The sequence below is a fragment of the Bacillus sp. CGMCC 1.60114 genome (assembly GCF_042676365.1).
Classification (GTDB): Bacteria; Bacillota; Bacilli; order Bacillales; family Bacillaceae_G; genus Bacillus_A; species Bacillus_A rhizoplanae_A.
In genome coordinates this window covers 158,158-174,919 of record NZ_JBHTHG010000004.1, presented here as the reverse complement: position 1 = coordinate 174,919, position 16,762 = coordinate 158,158, and the positions used below count along the sequence as shown (strand labels likewise).

Annotated in this window: 17 protein-coding genes; 1 reads left to right on the top strand and 16 read right to left on the bottom strand. The window is 37.8% G+C overall.

From position 1 onward, the window contains the following. Positions 1-144 precede the first annotated feature (144 nt). The gene (locus tag ACFQZ1_RS02050) at positions 145-1,356 is read right to left on the bottom strand and encodes a methyl-accepting chemotaxis protein (protein ID WP_377880482.1); all 1,212 of its coding nucleotides are present in this window, start codon (positions 1,354-1,356) and stop codon (positions 145-147) included. Positions 1,357-2,412: 1,056 nt separating this feature from the next. Here ACFQZ1_RS02050 and ACFQZ1_RS02045 point away from each other — a divergent pair. Further along, the gene (locus tag ACFQZ1_RS02045) at positions 2,413-4,344 is read left to right on the top strand and encodes a sensor domain-containing protein (protein ID WP_377880431.1); all 1,932 of its coding nucleotides are present in this window, start codon (positions 2,413-2,415) and stop codon (positions 4,342-4,344) included. 102 nt (positions 4,345-4,446) lie between these two features. Here ACFQZ1_RS02045 and ACFQZ1_RS02040 read toward each other — a convergent pair whose 3' ends face one another. The 15 genes from ACFQZ1_RS02040 to ACFQZ1_RS01970 all read right to left on the bottom strand — a co-directional run bounded on the left by ACFQZ1_RS02040 (position 4,447) and on the right by ACFQZ1_RS01970 (position 16,650). Further along, the gene (locus ACFQZ1_RS02040; RefSeq protein WP_098307138.1) at positions 4,447-4,848 is read right to left on the bottom strand and encodes a F0F1 ATP synthase subunit epsilon; all 402 of its coding nucleotides are present in this window, start codon (positions 4,846-4,848) and stop codon (positions 4,447-4,449) included. 20 nt (positions 4,849-4,868) lie between these two features. Beyond that, positions 4,869-6,263: a F0F1 ATP synthase subunit beta gene (gene atpD / locus ACFQZ1_RS02035; RefSeq protein ID WP_377880429.1), complete on the bottom strand. Its 1,395-nt coding sequence runs from the start codon at positions 6,261-6,263 to the stop codon at positions 4,869-4,871. Between the two features lie 110 nt (positions 6,264-6,373). Then, positions 6,374-7,231, bottom strand: a complete 858-nt coding sequence (gene atpG, locus ACFQZ1_RS02030) for an ATP synthase F1 subunit gamma (protein ID WP_377880428.1) — start codon at positions 7,229-7,231, stop codon at positions 6,374-6,376. Positions 7,232-7,452: 221 nt separating this feature from the next. After that, on the bottom strand, positions 7,453-8,961 hold the full coding sequence (gene atpA, locus ACFQZ1_RS02025; RefSeq protein ID WP_377880427.1) for a F0F1 ATP synthase subunit alpha: 1,509 nt from the start codon (positions 8,959-8,961) through the stop codon (positions 7,453-7,455). 11 nt (positions 8,962-8,972) lie between these two features. Continuing rightward, the gene (locus tag ACFQZ1_RS02020) at positions 8,973-9,515 is read right to left on the bottom strand and encodes a F0F1 ATP synthase subunit delta (protein ID WP_377880426.1); all 543 of its coding nucleotides are present in this window, start codon (positions 9,513-9,515) and stop codon (positions 8,973-8,975) included. Next, on the bottom strand, positions 9,512-10,021 hold the full coding sequence (gene atpF / locus ACFQZ1_RS02015; protein WP_098307128.1) for a F0F1 ATP synthase subunit B: 510 nt from the start codon (positions 10,019-10,021) through the stop codon (positions 9,512-9,514). Before atpF ends, ACFQZ1_RS02020 begins: the two co-directional genes overlap by 4 nt. Positions 10,022-10,147: 126 nt before the next feature. Continuing rightward, on the bottom strand, positions 10,148-10,366 hold the full coding sequence (atpE, locus tag ACFQZ1_RS02010; RefSeq protein WP_251226953.1) for a F0F1 ATP synthase subunit C: 219 nt from the start codon (positions 10,364-10,366) through the stop codon (positions 10,148-10,150). 61 nt (positions 10,367-10,427) lie between these two features. After that, a complete protein-coding gene (gene atpB, locus ACFQZ1_RS02005; protein ID WP_377880425.1) occupies positions 10,428-11,147 on the bottom strand; it encodes a F0F1 ATP synthase subunit A in 720 nt (239 codons plus the stop codon). A gap of 7 nt (positions 11,148-11,154) precedes the next feature. Beyond that, positions 11,155-11,547, bottom strand: a complete 393-nt coding sequence (locus ACFQZ1_RS02000) for an ATP synthase subunit I (RefSeq protein ID WP_377880424.1) — start codon at positions 11,545-11,547, stop codon at positions 11,155-11,157. Next, the gene (locus ACFQZ1_RS01995; protein WP_141524975.1) at positions 11,547-11,771 is read right to left on the bottom strand and encodes an AtpZ/AtpI family protein; all 225 of its coding nucleotides are present in this window, start codon (positions 11,769-11,771) and stop codon (positions 11,547-11,549) included. Before ACFQZ1_RS01995 ends, ACFQZ1_RS02000 begins: the two co-directional genes overlap by 1 nt. A 468-nt stretch (positions 11,772-12,239) precedes the next feature. Further along, positions 12,240-12,869 (bottom strand): uracil phosphoribosyltransferase, encoded by a 630-nt coding sequence (upp, locus tag ACFQZ1_RS01990; RefSeq protein WP_377880422.1) that lies wholly within the window; start codon positions 12,867-12,869, stop codon positions 12,240-12,242. A 579-nt stretch (positions 12,870-13,448) separates the two neighbouring features. After that, positions 13,449-14,690 (bottom strand): serine hydroxymethyltransferase, encoded by a 1,242-nt coding sequence (gene glyA, locus ACFQZ1_RS01985; protein WP_377880421.1) that lies wholly within the window; start codon positions 14,688-14,690, stop codon positions 13,449-13,451. A gap of 233 nt (positions 14,691-14,923) precedes the next feature. Further along, entirely contained in the window at positions 14,924-15,496 is a 573-nt protein-coding gene (locus ACFQZ1_RS01980; protein ID WP_377880420.1) for a TIGR01440 family protein, read from the bottom strand. A gap of 66 nt (positions 15,497-15,562) precedes the next feature. After that, entirely contained in the window at positions 15,563-16,006 is a 444-nt protein-coding gene (gene rpiB / locus ACFQZ1_RS01975; protein WP_377880419.1) for a ribose 5-phosphate isomerase B, read from the bottom strand. Positions 16,007-16,209: 203 nt separating this feature from the next. Continuing rightward, positions 16,210-16,650 carry a low molecular weight protein arginine phosphatase gene (locus tag ACFQZ1_RS01970; RefSeq protein WP_377880418.1) on the bottom strand — a complete coding sequence of 147 codons (441 nt, stop codon included), beginning with the start codon at positions 16,648-16,650 and terminating at the stop codon, positions 16,210-16,212. Between the last annotated feature and the right edge of the window lie 112 nt (positions 16,651-16,762).

Sequence of the window (16,762 nt, the reverse complement as noted above, 5' to 3'; positions counted from 1 at the left end):
AATAATGCGATTATAGATATTATATCAAATTTCAAATTCCTATGTCGATATATTGGAAAAAGGTAGAAAAAAATACGGAGAAAGCCTGTTTCAACACCTTGTGAACAGAATTTTTCCGTATTCATGCATATGGTAGCGAGTACCCTAACTGTTAAGAATAAATTGATTTGTTTTTTGAACAAGCTCCTTTACATCCCGATCAATAACATTCACTTCAGTTACAAATTCATTAATTTTTTCAGCTGTTGTTTGAATAATTTCATTTACTTGTTCTGTCGCCACAGCAGTTTCTTCACTAGCAGACATTACAGATAATGTTTCATTTTGAATAGATGTTTGTTGCTGCTGAATGGAATGAACACGATTTGTTACATTTTGAAGCGCTTCATTCAATTCATTCGTTACACTCTTTAATCCCTGCATTTGATTTTTTACTTCCTTGACCTGGTTATTTTGTTCGGTATATTTCTTTAAAGCAGCAGTCAGTTCTAGATTAGCCTCTTCTGTTTCAGTACGGATATCTTGCGTTATTTTCTGGATACGGTCAGTGTGCTCTGCTGTTTTTTCAGCCAGCTTGCGAACTTCTTCTGCTACAACCGCAAATCCTCTTCCGCTTTCCCCCGCACGTGCCGCTTCAATGGAGGCATTTAAAGCAAGCAAGTTTGTTTGTATTGCAATATCGTCAATAGTTTGCACAATTTCTTCGGTCCCCTTAACACGCTCTAACAGGGTATTCATTGTATTCCAGAGTGCCTCAAAGCTCTTTCCAGTCACTTCACTCCGGTTCAGTGATTCTTGCAGAGATTGCTCCCCCTCATGACCGGCTTTTTTCACAACTCCTGAAATAAAATCCATCTGTTCAACAGCTTCTGCGACTCCTTTGACTTCTTGTTCAAAACTTTGAATATTTTCAGTCGTCCGTTCCATAGACTGAACCGTATGGGTATTACTAGATGCTATTTCATCGCTTGCGGCCAATATCATATTATTCTGCTCTTGAAGATAGCAAGAAGAAGATACAAGATTACTGGATGCTTGTTTTACTGTCTGCGCCGTTGTCTGCACGTCATTGACTAAAGATCGCAAATAGAGCGTCATATGTTGAAATGCTCCTACAATACGACCTATTTCATCCTCTCTTGTATATGCAATGTTTGTATCCCGTAAATCCCCCTGTGCTATGCGTGTGGCTGCTTGTTCTACTGCGCCGAGCGGCTTTAAGATGCGACGAATAAATACAGTTAAGATAATAAGAGAGAAAACAAAAATCACTATGATAAATAAAAGTAATTTGGGAACATGTTCCTTGGCAACCTCCCCTGCAATATCTTTAACTTTGGACGCATCTATATCCATCCCAAGAGCACCAAATACTTTGCCGCTTTTATCCTTAATAGGTACAATGACAGTCATATAATCTCCATACTTTTCGTCTTTAATAATCTCAGTATGAATTGCTTTATCGGACAATACTTGGTCTATATCGGGATAGTTCATGCTTGTCGTTTCTCCAATGGCAACTTGTATCTTTGAATCCTTTGGTTGTCCATCAATAATCATATATGTCTTGCCATTCTTAATTTGTAATGTATAAAGGTATAGAGCTCCATTGTTTTCACGAATCGTATTTAAACGCTCGCGAAGTTTCCAGTAAGTATCATCTTTCTTTGGATTCTGCAGCCATTCCTTATAAGAATCTACGTCAAAATTCTTGGCAATTGCTTGTTCAATGCTTATCCCAAATGTGGCAATACTACTTTCAACACCACTTCTCAATATCACATTCGTAAAAATTCCAAATCCAATCACAAGAGATAACATAAGAACAACAGCTAGACTTATAATGCGACCTCGAATACTCATTTTTTGAAACATATTGTTCCCCCTTTTTCTGTTAACCGTGAATATTCATGAATTTTAATATAAACAAATCCTAGTAATATCATTTTACTATTTATATATATAAAAATACACATTCAAAAGAAAGGAAAAGTGTTAGCAATTTACTAAAAAAGCTTCAAAGGTTGCTTAGCTTTCATTTCACATCACAGCCTCTAATCGAATTATTGCTCAATCGGGATTTTCGAACAGCTCCCTTCGCTTTCTCTAAATCTTGAGATGAGCCCCAAAGTATCGGGATAAAGTGAAACTTCCATCAGTGGGGGGTTCTTCATCTCCCACTGATGGAAAGCTCTCACCAATTGGGCTTTTACAGGCAGTTATCCCCCACCTATCTTCCTCGTTTCTCTTTGAATCTTGAGGTGGGGGTCTTACTGCCCGCGAATAGCGGGATAAAAAATATGTCTTGAAAATCCTATTCCTTTTAAAAGAATATGGCATACTATAAATAAGAGAAGAAATGTTGTATGTTTATAACAAGAACATGACATCTAACATCACAGGTGAACGATTATGACAAAAAACAAACAAACCCATTTGTTTTTTCTTCTAGGACTTTTATTTATTTACACTGTATTTCATTATATAGCTTTACAAATATGGGGAGAGCACTCGTTTCTTTTTCAAATGGAAACTAGTATAACTACTCTCATCATTGATCTAGTGATATGTAGTTCTTTATTTTATTCTACTTCCCGAAAAAAAGGACACGCCTACACGTTTTGGATGCTATTAGCAATCGGTTCGCTTTTTTACTTTATTGGAGATACGATTGTTATGTATCAACGTTTAGTTTTGCACGAATATAGAAAATTTGTAGATCCATCAGATATATTCTATTTATTATTTTTACTCTTCTATACGCTAGCTTTTTTCTATAAATTTATGCATGACTGCGAAAATTGGAAAAGAATATTTATTTTATGTGATATCTGTATCATCATTACAACAATATTTACTTTAAACTACTATCTATTCATTAAAAACGCTGTGAACCAAACTGAAATATCTATCATTTCTGAATTTGTTCAACTTGCGTATCCAGTTGCGAATTTACTATTTTTATTAATTGGAGTTTGTTTATTATTTCAACTCGTTTCCATTACTTCCAAGCTAGTTATTTCATTGCTAAGTTGTTCGCTCATCTTATATGCATTAGTTGACTCTACCTATGCGTACATAAAATATTTTTTGCCACATGGTTCTACATTTACCGTAGCACCTCTTTATCAAGTTATATTAGGGATAGTTGCAATCGCTTGTCTGCTTCATACAAACGAACAAAACAAATATGTACAAGTTCTTTTCACTATCCAAATGGGCGAGAAGATTCGGTTATCCATTCCTTATTTATCAGTTGCTGCATTAATTATATTTACCTTATATGAAAACACTTTTTCACCCATTTTAGTAAAAGGAGTTTTCTTAACATTTTTCTTTGTACTCATTCGCCATATGTTAGTACGAAATCAAAATAAAAAACTATTACAAAAACAGCAGCAATTTAATCTAGAGTTAGAAAAACAAATTAAACTGCGAACAGAGGACTTAGTAAATCAAACAAACGCATTATTTCAAAGCCAACAAATGTTTAAATCATTATACGAGCATCATCCTGATCCAATTTTCACATTAGATTTACATGGGAATTTTTTAAATATAAATAACGCTGGAATCACATTGCTTGGCTATCAAGCAGATGAAATCTTGAACAAGCCCTACTATTCTCTTGTGTATGAAGAAGATTTAGAAACGATTGTGGACGTTTTTCGTTATGTAAAAAAGGGACATTCCACAGCTTTAGATATACGCGCATACCATCAAAATAGAGATATTTATTATTTACATGTAACAGTTGTACCAATCATATTTAAAGAACAAATTATGGGTATTTATGTAATGGTAAAAGATATCACCGAGAGCAAAAAGCAGCAAGAGCAAATTAATTTTTTAGCATATCATGATGCATTAACACATCTTGCTAATCGCCGTGCATTTGAAGAGCAGTTGGACAATGCAATTATTCAAGCCGGTAAAGACGAAACTCAATTCGCGATCATGTTTCTCGATTTAGATCGATTCAAAATTATTAATGATACACTGGGTCATAAAATGGGGGACCTTCTCTTAATTGAAGTTGCAAAGCGATTGCAACGCGCTGTTGGACAAGGTGGAAAAGTGGCTCGGCTTGCCGGAGACGAATTTACTGTTCTAATCGAAAAATACGACAGTTTCTCAAAAGTTGAAACAATTGCAAATGAAATTTTGAAGGTCATGAATGAACCAATTCAAATAGAAAATCACACATTGCACATTACACCAAGCATTGGAATTGCCACTTATCCAGATGCAGGAGATGACGCTATATCACTTCTGCAACATGCTGACATGGCGATGTATGAGGCAAAAAATAAAGGAAAAAATGGTATTTCAATTTATCAGTAAATTGGCAAGAAAAACCCACTGATGGGAAGCTTTCACCAATAGGGTTTTTACTGCTAATAACTACAAAAAAGCCGCAAAGGTTTACTCCTTTACGGCTTTTTTTTACTTCATATTTGAAACGTTCAAACGGTTCACTGCACGTTGTAGTGCCATTTCTGCACGTTTGAAGTCAACATGTGCTTGTTTATCTTGCAGACGTTGCTCAGCACGGCGCTTCGCTTCATTTGCACGATGAACGTCGATATGACTTGCTGTTTCAGCAGATGGTGCTAATACTGTTACTTTCTCAGGGCGAACTTCAATAAAGCCACCGCTAACTGCTACGTAATCTGTATGTCCACCATTTTTCAAGCGAATTGCACTAACCTTAAGTGGTGCAACAGTTGGAATGTGACCTGGCAAGATCCCCATTTCCCCGCTCTCTGCTTTTACGCTTACCATTTCAACTTCATTTTCGTAAACCGGTCCATCAGGAGTTACAATACTGACTGGAAATGTCTTCATAATTCGTCCCTCCTAAGGCCTTACGCCATCATTTTCTTCGCGTTTTCAACAACTTCTTCAATACCACCAACAAGACGGAATGCGTCCTCTGGAAGGTCATCATGTTTTCCTTCTAGAATTTCTTTGAATCCACGAACTGTGTCTTTTACAGGTACATAAGATCCTTTTTGACCTGTAAATTGCTCTGCTACGTGGAAGTTCTGTGATAAGAAGAACTGAACGCGACGAGCACGATGTACAACTAATTTATCTTCTTCAGATAACTCGTCCATACCTAAGATAGCGATGATATCTTGAAGCTCTTTATAACGTTGCAGCGTTTGCTGAATTTGACGAGCAACTGCATAATGCTCTTCTCCAACGATTTCTGGAGAAAGTGCACGAGATGTAGACGCTAATGGGTCTACCGCTGGGTAAATACCCATTTGTGTTAAACGACGCTCTAAGTTTGTTGTTGCATCTAAGTGAGCGAACGTTGTTGCTGGTGCTGGGTCAGTGTAGTCATCGGCTGGTACATATACCGCTTGGATAGACGTGATAGACCCTTTATTTGTTGATGTAATACGCTCTTGTAATTGACCCATTTCAGTTGCAAGTGTTGGTTGGTAACCTACCGCAGATGGCATACGACCAAGAAGGGCAGATACTTCAGAACCAGCTTGCGTGAAACGGAAGATATTATCGATGAACAGAAGTACGTCTTGCCCTTGCTCATCACGGAAATGTTCAGCCATTGTTAAACCTGTTAATGCAACACGTTGACGTGCTCCAGGTGGCTCGTTCATTTGTCCGAATACCATCGCTGTTTTCTTGATTACGCCAGAATCACTCATTTCATGGTATAAGTCGTTACCTTCACGAGTACGCTCACCTACACCAGCGAATACAGAGATACCGCCATGCTCTTGTGCGATGTTGTTAATTAATTCTTGGATTAATACTGTTTTACCTACACCGGCACCACCGAATAGACCGATTTTACCACCTTTAATATAAGGAGCTAATAAGTCTACTACTTTAATACCAGTTTCAAGAATTTCTACTTTTGTAGATAACTCTTCAAATGCAGGTGCTTGACGGTGAATTGGATCACGGCGTACATCCGCTGCTACTGCTTCACCTAAGTCAATTGCATCACCTAATACGTTAAATACACGGCCAAGTGTTGCATCACCAACTGGAACTGAGATTGCTTTACCAGTATCTTCTACTTCAACGCCACGAACAAGTCCGTCTGTAGAAGACATTGCTACTGTACGAACTGTATTATCACCAAGATGAATCGCAACTTCTAAAGTTAAGTTAATTGCATCTTGTTTAATTCTAAGGGCATTGTAGATTTCAGGTAGCTTTCCGCCGTCAAACTTAACGTCTACAACCGGACCCATGATTTGCGTAACGCGCCCTTTATTCATCGGGTTCCCTCCTAGCTTTCTTTAAATTAGCCAGCTTTTCTACGAGCAATCGGCTTTAAATTTTTTTATATTTCATTTCGCTTTGAGATTATCGGCTCCGCTTTTTATTCCTATTCTAACGCTGCTGCACCGCCGACGATTTCCGTAATTTCTTGCGTAATCGCTGCTTGACGAGCGCGGTTGAAAGAAAGTGTAAGTGTATCGATAACTTCCATTGCGTTGTCTGTAGCACTTTTCATTGCTGTCATACGCGCTGCGTGCTCGCTTGCTTTACCGTCTAGCAATGCACCGTACACTAAGCTTTCTGCGTATTGAGGCAATAATACTTTTAAAATATCTTCTTCAGACGGTTCAAACTCATATAAAGTTCTTGCTTTTTCAGATGCCACATCAGTAAGCGGTAAAATTTTCTTCTCCGTTACTTCTTGTGAAATCTTACTTACATAATGATTGTAATAAATATACAATTCATCATAAGCACCATCTGTAAACATAGAAATTGCTCTTGAAGCAATATCTTTAATATCAGCAAATGACGGTTGATCAGATAATCCAATTACTTCATCAATGATATTAAAACCACGACGTTTTAAATAATCACGGCCTAGACGTCCTAGTACAATAATCGCGTACTGGCTTGTGTCCATGTTGTGACGCTCTTTCACTACGTTGCTTACTGCACGTAAAACGTTACTGTTATATCCACCTGCTAGTCCGCGATCCGATGTAATAACAATATATCCTGTTCGCTTCACAGGACGCGCTGTTAGCATTGGGTGATTTACCCCGCTACCTTGCGCTATATCCGCTACTACTTCTTGAATCTTATTCATATACGGAACGAAAGATTTAGCATTTTGCTCTGCACGGTTTAATTTTGATGCAGATACCATCTCCATCGCTTTCGTAATTTGACTCGTTTTCTTTGTCGAGTTAATTTTTGCTTTTATATCGCGTAAAGATGCCACAGGTTTTCACCACCTTTTTTCCGGAAGTTGGCATGATTAGAAAGACTCTCCGTTTGTTCATCTTCCCAATCTAATTAACAAGTTAAACTTGTTCATGATTGAAGGAAAAGAATAGGTGCACCTACTCTTTTCCTCTACATATCCGTTAGCACTCTATGTAAGAGTTGCATGTTTCTATATTTAAGTAGAGCGGCTACAAAAGCCGCTTCCGCTTTTTATTATTATTCAGATACTACGAAAACTTTTTTGAAGCCGTTAATAGCTGCTGCCATTTTTTCGTCTTCAGCAAGTTTTGTTGTTGTACGAATTTCAGTTAATAATTCAGCAGCATTTGTATCTAACCAAGCATGGAACTCGTCTTCGAAACGAGTGATATCTGCTACTGGGATATCATCTAAGAATCCGCGTGTTAATGCGTAAAGAATCATAACTTGTTTCTCTACTTTTAATGGCTTATGTAAGCCTTGTTTTAATACTTCTACTGTACGTGCACCACGGTTTAATTTCGCTTGTGTTGCTTTATCAAGGTCAGAACCGAACTGAGCGAACGCTTCTAATTCACGATAAGATGCAAGGTCAAGACGAAGTGTACCAGATACTTTGCTCATCGCTTTGATCTGAGCCGCACCACCAACACGAGATACAGAAGTACCTGCGTCAATCGCTGGACGTACACCAGAGAAGAATAGATCAGATTGTAAGAAAATCTGTCCATCTGTGATAGAGATTACGTTTGTTGGGATGTAAGCTGATACGTCCCCTGCTTGTGTTTCGATGAAAGGTAATGCTGTTAAAGAACCAGCGCCTTTTGCATCACTTAATTTTGCCGCACGCTCTAGTAAGCGGGAGTGTAAGTAGAATACATCCCCTGGATATGCTTCACGACCTGGAGGACGACGTAATAGTAATGACAGCTCACGGTATGCAGCTGCTTGTTTAGATAAGTCATCATATACAACTAATACGTGTTTGCCGTTGTACATGAACTCTTCACCCATTGTTACACCAGCATATGCAGCTAAGTATAATAATGGAGCAGGTTGAGAAGCAGATGCAGTTACAACGATTGTGTACTCTAATGCACCATGCTTACGTAATGTTTCAACTACGTTACGAACTGTAGATTCTTTTTGTCCGATCGCTACATAGATACAAACCATATCTTGATCTTTTTGGTTCAAGATTGTATCAAGCGCAACAGCTGTTTTACCAGTTTGGCGGTCACCGATGATTAACTCACGTTGTCCGCGACCAATTGGTACAAGAGCGTCAATCGCTTTAATACCAGTTTGAAGTGGCTCATGAACAGATTTACGGTCCATTACACCTGGTGCTGGGCTTTCGATTGGACGAGTTTTTGTTGTATTAATTGGGCCTAAACCGTCTACTGGTTGACCTAATGGGTTTACAACACGGCCGATTAATTCTTCCCCTACTGGTACTTGCATGATGCGACCTGTACGACGTACTTCGTCACCTTCACGAATTTCAGTATAAGGTCCTAAAATAATGATACCTACGTTATTTTCCTCTAAGTTTTGTGCTAGCCCCATAACGCCGTTAGCGAACTCAACAAGTTCACCAGCCATAACGTTATCAAGACCATGAGCACGTGCAATACCGTCACCAACTTGAATAACTGTACCAACATCGCTAACTTCGATCTCAGATTGATAGTTTTCAATTTGTTGCTTTATCAGTGCGCTAATTTCTTCAGCTCTGATGCTCATGTGCTTCACCCCTATCTATTCTTCATAAGTTCACGCTGGATACGTGCTAACTTTCTTTGTAAACTGCCGTCGTAAATGCGGTTTCCAATGCGTACTTTAATACCGCCTAGTAAATTTTCATCTACAACATTTTGAACGCGAATTGCATCTTTTCCTGTTTTCTTTGCAAATACTTCTGCAATGCTAAGCTTCTCGTCTTCTGATAAAGAACGAGTAGAGTAAACAATTGCATCAGCTACGTTACGCTCTTCGTTTGCAAGTGCAACATACGTATCTACAATTTCAGGCACTAATGTTTCGCGATGATTATCGATTAAAAGATATAACGTGTTTAAAATTGGTTGAGAAACAGTAGAAAACACGTTAGAAAGGAATTGTTTTTTCTCTTCTTTTGAAATGCTTGGTTGTCCTAAAAAAGTATGTAGTTCTTTACTACTTACAAAAATACTTTGTACAAGGCGCAGTTCTTCCTCAAACATTTCTAGTGCGTGTTTGTCTTTTGCGATTTGAAAAAGAGCGACAGCATAACGTTTAGCTACAATCTCATTGCTCATCGCGCTTCTCCTACCTCTTTAATATAATCGCGAATTAATTGAACTTGGTCTTCTTCTTTCAGTTCTTTTTGCATTACTTTAGAAGCAATTTGTACAGATAAAGAAGCAACCTGTTCTTGCAGAGCAGCAATCGCGTGCTCTTTTTCGCGTTGAATTTCTTGTACAGCAGATTCTTTAATAGATACTGCTTCTTCTTTTGCAGCAGCAATGATACTTTCTTTTTGATCCTCTGCTTGCTTTTTCGCTCTCTCAATTAATTCTTGCGCTTCAACACGTGATTGTTTTAACATTTCACGTTGTTCTTCTACTAACTTTTTCGTCTCTGCATTGTTCTTTTCTGCAGCGTCAATTTCGCTAGAAATATGATTTTCACGTTCCTTCATAATTCCCATTAAAGGTCCAAATGCATATTTACGAAGCAGTGCTAATAGAATTAGGAAAACGACTAATGTATAAAGTACCGTTCCGTATGGAACAGCAGCAGCTCCTAATAATAGAGTTGGCACAAGGATTCACTCCCTTCAAAAATCTAAATTAAATAAATGAAAAGACAAGTAATGTTTCATTCATAAAGCAATGGCGAAGAAGGTCCCAAAACGATCTTCGCCACTTATTGTAAGGGGAGCTATCCCTTATTTGTTTAATACGATAAACGCGATTACTACACCGATGATTGGAAGCGCCTCAACTAACGCTACCCCGATGAACATGATTGTTTGAAGAGTACCACGTAATTCTGGTTGACGAGCAACACCCTCAACTGTACGAGATACGATAAGACCGTTACCAATACCAGCACCTAATGCAGATAAACCAATTGCGATTGCAGCTGCGATTACACCTAAACTCATTTTAAAAGTCCTCCTTTTTATCATTAAAAAATAAATTTTGTACTTACTTTAAATAAATATATTAATGGTCGTGGCTTATTTTATGAGCCATGTACACCATCGTTAACATTGTAAAGATATATGCCTGGATAGCACCTACGAAAATACTGAAGCCCATCCATGCTAACATCGGCAGAACAGCACCTAATGCGCCAAACGTACCGCTTGCTCCTAACTGAGCAAGTAATGTTAATAAAATCTCACCAGCATAGATGTTACCAAATAAACGAAGACCTAACGTCAATGTATTAGCAAATTCCTCAATCACCTTTAATGGGAGTAAGAATTTCATTGGTTGAATATAGCCTTTTAAATATTCTTTCGTACCCTTCATCTTAATTCCATAATAATGGGTGAGGGTAACTACCATCACGGCTAATGTTAGAGTAACTGCTGGGTCAGACGTTGGAGATCTCCAACCTGCAAGGTGCTCACCACCCTCAGCTACCGTAAGCATGAGCGGCAAACCGAGCATGTTTGCTACAAATATGTACATAATGAGTGTAACTCCAAGCGTTAAAAAGCGTCCGCCTGTTTGCCAATCCATCGTACTGCTAATCATACCCTTCACAAAGTCCATAATCCATTCAAGGAAGTTTTGCATTCCAGTTGGACGTAAAGCTAAGCTACGTGTACCAACAACAGCGATAATAAATACGATTACTGCCGCAACAGTCGTCATCATAACAGCGGACAAGTCGAACGTTAAACCTAGAAATTCAACTAATTTACCGTGTTCCACTAGTAATTCACCTCTCTTCCCTGCTCTTATACTGTAAATAAAGAAAATCTATGATCATGACAAGATATCCTGTCAGCAATCCTACTCCTAAGCTCCACATCGCCATTAAATGTTGATATTTCGCTGCAAATAAAATTAATAGCCCTATTGCGGCCAATCTCGAATATGTACTTACTGCCGTCGCTTTATACTTTACATTCTCTCCTTGTGTAACGCGATCTAACAGCTTGTCCGTCTTGTGTGCAACAATGCGCAAACTAAGAAAACCGAAAATCGTTCCGATAATCAGCCCTAAAAAGACCTCTTTGTATGAGGTAAAGCCCCATCCTAATACAAAGAGTGCAAGAAGGTTGTACATATATTTCTTTTGTCTTCGGACAAGTTCATGTACTTCTATCATCATTGCTCTCCTGAATAAAAGTGTCGAATGAGTCGAATCATAGCATAAACCCCTGTTCCAAGACCTAATAATAAACCGATTACTAGGAATAAAGGAAACGTTCCAAGCTTACTATCAATCCACTGCCCGCCAAAAATTCCAACTAAAATAGCACCAACGAGCTGAGAAAGAATTCCAGTCATTAAAGCATATGCCTTAAATGGACTACGCTTGTTTTCTTCCAAGGATTCATCCCTCCATAATGTAAACCTCATTCACTATGCGTTAATAATAACTCATTCTTTTGTATAAATTCTACTCAAATAAGAAACTTAACTTTTTTGTCAAAGAATAGACGAAAAATTGTCAATGAAAACCCTACCATCTATCCCCGTTGTTAGCATACAATAGGGTATTAAACAGTGTCAACGTCAAATCGAAAAAAATCAAAAAATTTGAGTATTAGTCATTTATTGGCAGAAATGAAAACGTTCCCCTTCAAAATACTGTTAATAAATATCACATTTCTAAACCTCTTTCTTTATAATGGAAGAAAAAAGTTCACATTTTTGTCACTATTATTGTTTCTATATATAACGTTTTCCTTTTGTGATATAGCTTTCTCAAGCAGGAGTTGCTATATTATATGCAATTTAATTGCATGTTATGTTGCATAAAAAACAGACGAGAAGGCATTCTTCTCGTCTGTTGTCTTACTTCGTTCCGAATAAACGGTCACCAGCATCTCCAAGACCTGGTACAACATATCCATGATTGTTTAATTTTTCATCTAATGCAGCAACGTAAATATCCACATCAGGATGGTCTTCTTGTATAACTTTTACCCCTTCTGGAGCACCAACGATACACATTAATTTAATATGTTTCGCACCGCGCTTCTTTAAAGAAGTAATCGCTTCTGATGCAGATCCGCCTGTCGCTAACATTGGATCAAGTACGATAAAATCACGTTCTTCTACATCAGTTGGAAGTTTCACATAGTATTCTACAGGTTGTAATGTTTCTGGATCGCGATATAAACCGATATGACCTACTTTCGCCGCTGGAATTAATTTTAAAATTCCATCTACCATTCCTAAGCCCGCACGTAAAATAGGAATTAAACCAAGTTTCTTACCTGCAATCACTTTTGTTTTCGCTTTACTTACAGGCGTTTCAATTTCGATTTCTTCAAGTGGAAGATCGCGTGTAATTTCAAACGCCATCAAACTTGCTACTTCATCCACTAGTTCACGAAATTCTTTCGTACCTGTATTCTTATCGCGAATATATGTAATCTTATGCTGAATTAAAGGGTGATCAAAAACATACAGTTTTCCCATGTGAATCTCTCCTTCAGATGATATTGATGCGTGAGGACACGCCGTTTTTTACACTATGTACGATTGTAAAGAAAACGCTACTAATATTCAAGGGTGAATTTGGTAAAGTTTCAAACGCTTCTTTCTTTTACAAGAATAGTTTTACCAATTATGGGAACAACATCCTTCATTATATTTTTAAAATGTATTCATGATTTGTATACATACATGGTACAGTTCATATGCCCTACTTCTTCATATGTAATGTTTTTTTGCAGAAATTATGGTAAATAATGTTATTTAATTTGTTATTCAACTAAAACACCTATTATTTTATTAAGAACATTATAAATATATGAAACGATCAAGCCTTTCATTAAATACACGTGAAAAGTTATCTTATAATCAAGGGTACTCTTCTGAATTCAAATTTTTAATCCCCTCTATTAATTCTTTCAACGTCATTTCAAATCCTCTAAGTAGTTGTATTCTCTTATTAATATTAGAGAGTGTTTATATTAAATATCAACAAAGTGATTTAACATAGCTTAACCCATAAAAAAAGCTGCTGAAACAATACGTTTCAACAGCTTTCTTCTATTATAGCTCTTTATACATTGGGAATTTATCTGTTAAAGCATCTACACGCACGCGTGCTTCTTCTAATGCTGCTTCATTATCATGATTTTTTAATGTGTAAGCGATAATGGATGCAATTTCATCCATTTCAGCAAGTCCAAAGCCTCTTGATGTTACAGCTGCAGTTCCAATACGAAGTCCGCTTGTTACAAATGGGCTAGCTGGATCAAATGGAATTGTATTTTTGTTTGTTGTGATACCAACTTCATCTAATACATGCTCTGCAACTTTTCCAGTAATGTTTAAACTGCGAACATCAATTAAGATTAAGTGGTTGTCCGTTCCACCAGAAACAAGTGTAATACCTTCTTTTTGCAGACCTTCTGCTAAGCGACTTGCGTTGTTGATAATGTTTTGTGCATATGTTTTGAAGTCATCCTGCAATGCTTCTCCAAATGCAACAGCTTTTGCAGCAATTACGTGCATAAGCGGTCCGCCTTGAATACCAGGGAAGATTGATTTATCAATTTGTTTTGCAAATTGTTCTTTACATAAAATCATACCACCGCGTGGTCCACGTAATGTTTTATGAGTTGTTGTTGTTACAAAATCAGCGTATGGTACTGGATTTGAGTGTAAACCAGCAGCTACAAGTCCTGCGATATGTGCCATATCTACCATTAAATATGCGCCAACTTCATCAGCGATTTCACGGAATTTTTTGAAATCAATTGCACGAGGATATGCACTAGCACCCGCAACGATTAATTTCGGCTTATGCTCTTTCGCTTTTTCTAATACATCTTCATAATTGATATGATGTGTATCAGGATCTACACCATATTCGATGAAGTTGTATTGTACACCACTAAAGTTAACAGGGCTTCCGTGTGTTAAATGACCACCGTGAGATAAGTTCATACCAAGCACTGTGTCACCTTGCTCTAGAATTGTGAAGTATACAGCCATATTTGCTTGTGCACCAGAATGCGGTTGAACGTTTACGTGCTCTGCGCCAAAAATTTCTTTTGCACGATCACGTGCGATATCTTCTACGATATCTACATGCTCACAACCACCGTAATAACGTTTCCCTGGATATCCTTCTGCATACTTGTTCGTTAATACAGAACCTTGTGCTTCCATTACAGCTTGGCTTACGAAGTTTTCAGATGCAATAAGCTCGATTTTTGAACGCTGTCTTCCTAATTCTAATTCAATTGCAGCAAACACCTTTTCATCTTGACGTTTTAAATGCTCCATCAAAATCCCCCTTTTCTGAACGAATTACATCTATTCCCGACATTTCTTCTTCATTTCTCAAGAAAAAACGAAAATTCCAGTTGTAATTCTTCTAAACCTTCATGTTTTCAACTACATTCTAACACGACTCTACGCATGATAAAAGAAAAAAAAGACCGAATCTGGTCTTTTTTTTCTTGTAAATTTATGACGTAACTACAAGTAAACGTTTCCTCTTTTACTGCATATATGACTTAACTACAAGTAAACGTTTCCTCTTTTACTGCATATACTGCACGCGCCCCGCCAATTAACTTCGGACGCGTTTTTGCCATCGTTACATGTGCATGCCCAATTTCTTTTACACGTGTACGTATAGGAACAGCTACATGTTTTAAATGCATACCAATGAACGTATCTCCAATATCAATACCCGCATCTGCTTTTACGAACTCTACAATAACAGGATCTCTCATATTATGATATGCATATGTTCCAAGAGCCCCACCTGCTGATCTGACAGGCGTAACATTTACAATTTCGAACTGGTGCTTCTCTGCAACTTCTCTTTCTATAACTAAAGCACGGTTTAAATGCTCGCAGCATTGAAACGCTAGTTTAATACCAAACTGCTCTTGAAATTGTTGTAACGCAGAAAAAATTGCTTCTGCTACTTCCATCGTTCCCGATGTTCCAATTCTTTCACCTAGCACTTCACTCGTACTGCAGCCCACAACAAAAATGTTCCCATTTCGCAGCGAAGCTTGCTCTTGAAACTCAGAAAGCGCTGTCTGCAGCTGCTCTTTCAATTGTAATATTTCATTCATTACGCTCTTCCTTTCGCAGGTAGGTTCAACAAATTATATTAACTCTTACTAGAAGTTAGAATAGGATTACTTCGCTTCGTATGCTTTAATTTTTCCTACACGATTTTCGTGACGGCCGCCTTCATAATCCGTTGTTAACCAAATTTTCGCGATATCACGCGCTAATCCAGCTCCGATTACACGTTCACCCATTGCTAACATGTTTGTATCATTATGTTCTCTCGTTGCTTTTGCACTAAATGTATCATGTACTAATGCGCAGCGAATACCATGTACTTTGTTTGCTGCAATTGACATACCGATGCCTGTTCCACAAATTAAAATACCACGGTCCACCTCGCCACTTGCAACCATTTCTGCCGCTGGGAATGCGAAATCAGGGTAATCTACAGAACCCGCCTCACACTCACAACCTAAATCAATATATTCAATATTTAACTCTTCTAATAGACTTACGATTTCTTTGCGAATATTCATTCCGCCATGATCAGATGCTACTACAACTTTCATTCTAAACCCCTCCAAATATAAAGTGAAACTTCCGTTCGAAGATGTTTTTTCTCCGAATGGTTAGTTGAACCAACCCTGGCTCATGCCAGCGGATTTCTCTTCTCCTCGCTAACAATGAACTGAACAGTTAATCCCCATTGGGATATAAGATATATTACCCGTTAAATCAAGATAATCTCCAATATCGTATTATACACGAAACATTAACTTTCTGAATGGTTTTTCAGCAAAGTTTGGACAAGTTGTTCCATTTCTTCCAGCGTTGCTTTATAAATAGCAAGTGAACCGCCAAAAGGATCGGAAATGTCCTTATTTGTACCTTCTACAAATTCATATAATGTATGCACTTTTCCATTTACTTCTGGATGATGAGCCAGTAAAAGCTGTTTATGCCCCGTTGTCATCGTTAATACAACATCAGACCACTCTAACAGCTCTACAGTCACTTGCTGAGAAGCATGTGCAATCGAAATCCCCTTTTCCCCTAATGCACTTTTAGCATGCGCAGATGCATCGCTTCCTACCGCGGCAAATACACCCGCAGATTGTACTTCAAAATGCTCTTCTCCGTAATGTCGTAATAACGCCTCTGCCATCGGACTGCGGCATGTATTTCCTGTACAAACGAATAATACTCGCTTCACCAAACATCAACTCCTTATGATGAATATCTATTTTCATCATAACGCACAATGATACTGAAAAAAAGAAATGTATATATGAAAAAGCGCATTTCCTTTAGAAGAAATGCGCTCT

Coding starts and splice junctions, on each gene's coding strand:
- atpD (WP_377880429.1), bottom strand. CDS start 6,263: ATGAATAAAGGGCGCGTTACGCAAATCATGGGTCCGGTTGTAGACGTT.
- rpiB (WP_377880419.1), bottom strand. CDS start 16,006: ATGAAAGTTGTAGTAGCATCTGATCATGGCGGAATGAATATTCGCAAA.
- ACFQZ1_RS01980 (WP_377880420.1), bottom strand. CDS start 15,496: ATGAATGAAATATTACAATTGAAAGAGCAGCTGCAGACAGCGCTTTCT.
- upp (WP_377880422.1), bottom strand. CDS start 12,869: ATGGGAAAACTGTATGTTTTTGATCACCCTTTAATTCAGCATAAGATT.
- ACFQZ1_RS02050 (WP_377880482.1), bottom strand. CDS start 1,356: ATGGATATAGATGCGTCCAAAGTTAAAGATATTGCAGGGGAGGTTGCC.
- glyA (WP_377880421.1), bottom strand. CDS start 14,690: ATGGAGCATTTAAAACGTCAAGATGAAAAGGTGTTTGCTGCAATTGAA.
- ACFQZ1_RS02020 (WP_377880426.1), bottom strand. CDS start 9,515: ATGAGCAATGAGATTGTAGCTAAACGTTATGCTGTCGCTCTTTTTCAA.
- atpA (WP_377880427.1), bottom strand. CDS start 8,961: ATGAGCATCAGAGCTGAAGAAATTAGCGCACTGATAAAGCAACAAATT.
- ACFQZ1_RS02040 (WP_098307138.1), bottom strand. CDS start 4,848: ATGAAGACATTTCCAGTCAGTATTGTAACTCCTGATGGACCGGTTTAC.
- ACFQZ1_RS02000 (WP_377880424.1), bottom strand. CDS start 11,547: ATGATAGAAGTACATGAACTTGTCCGAAGACAAAAGAAATATATGTAC.
- ACFQZ1_RS02045 (WP_377880431.1), top strand. CDS start 2,413: ATGACAAAAAACAAACAAACCCATTTGTTTTTTCTTCTAGGACTTTTA.
- atpE (WP_251226953.1), bottom strand. CDS start 10,366: ATGAGTTTAGGTGTAATCGCAGCTGCAATCGCAATTGGTTTATCTGCA.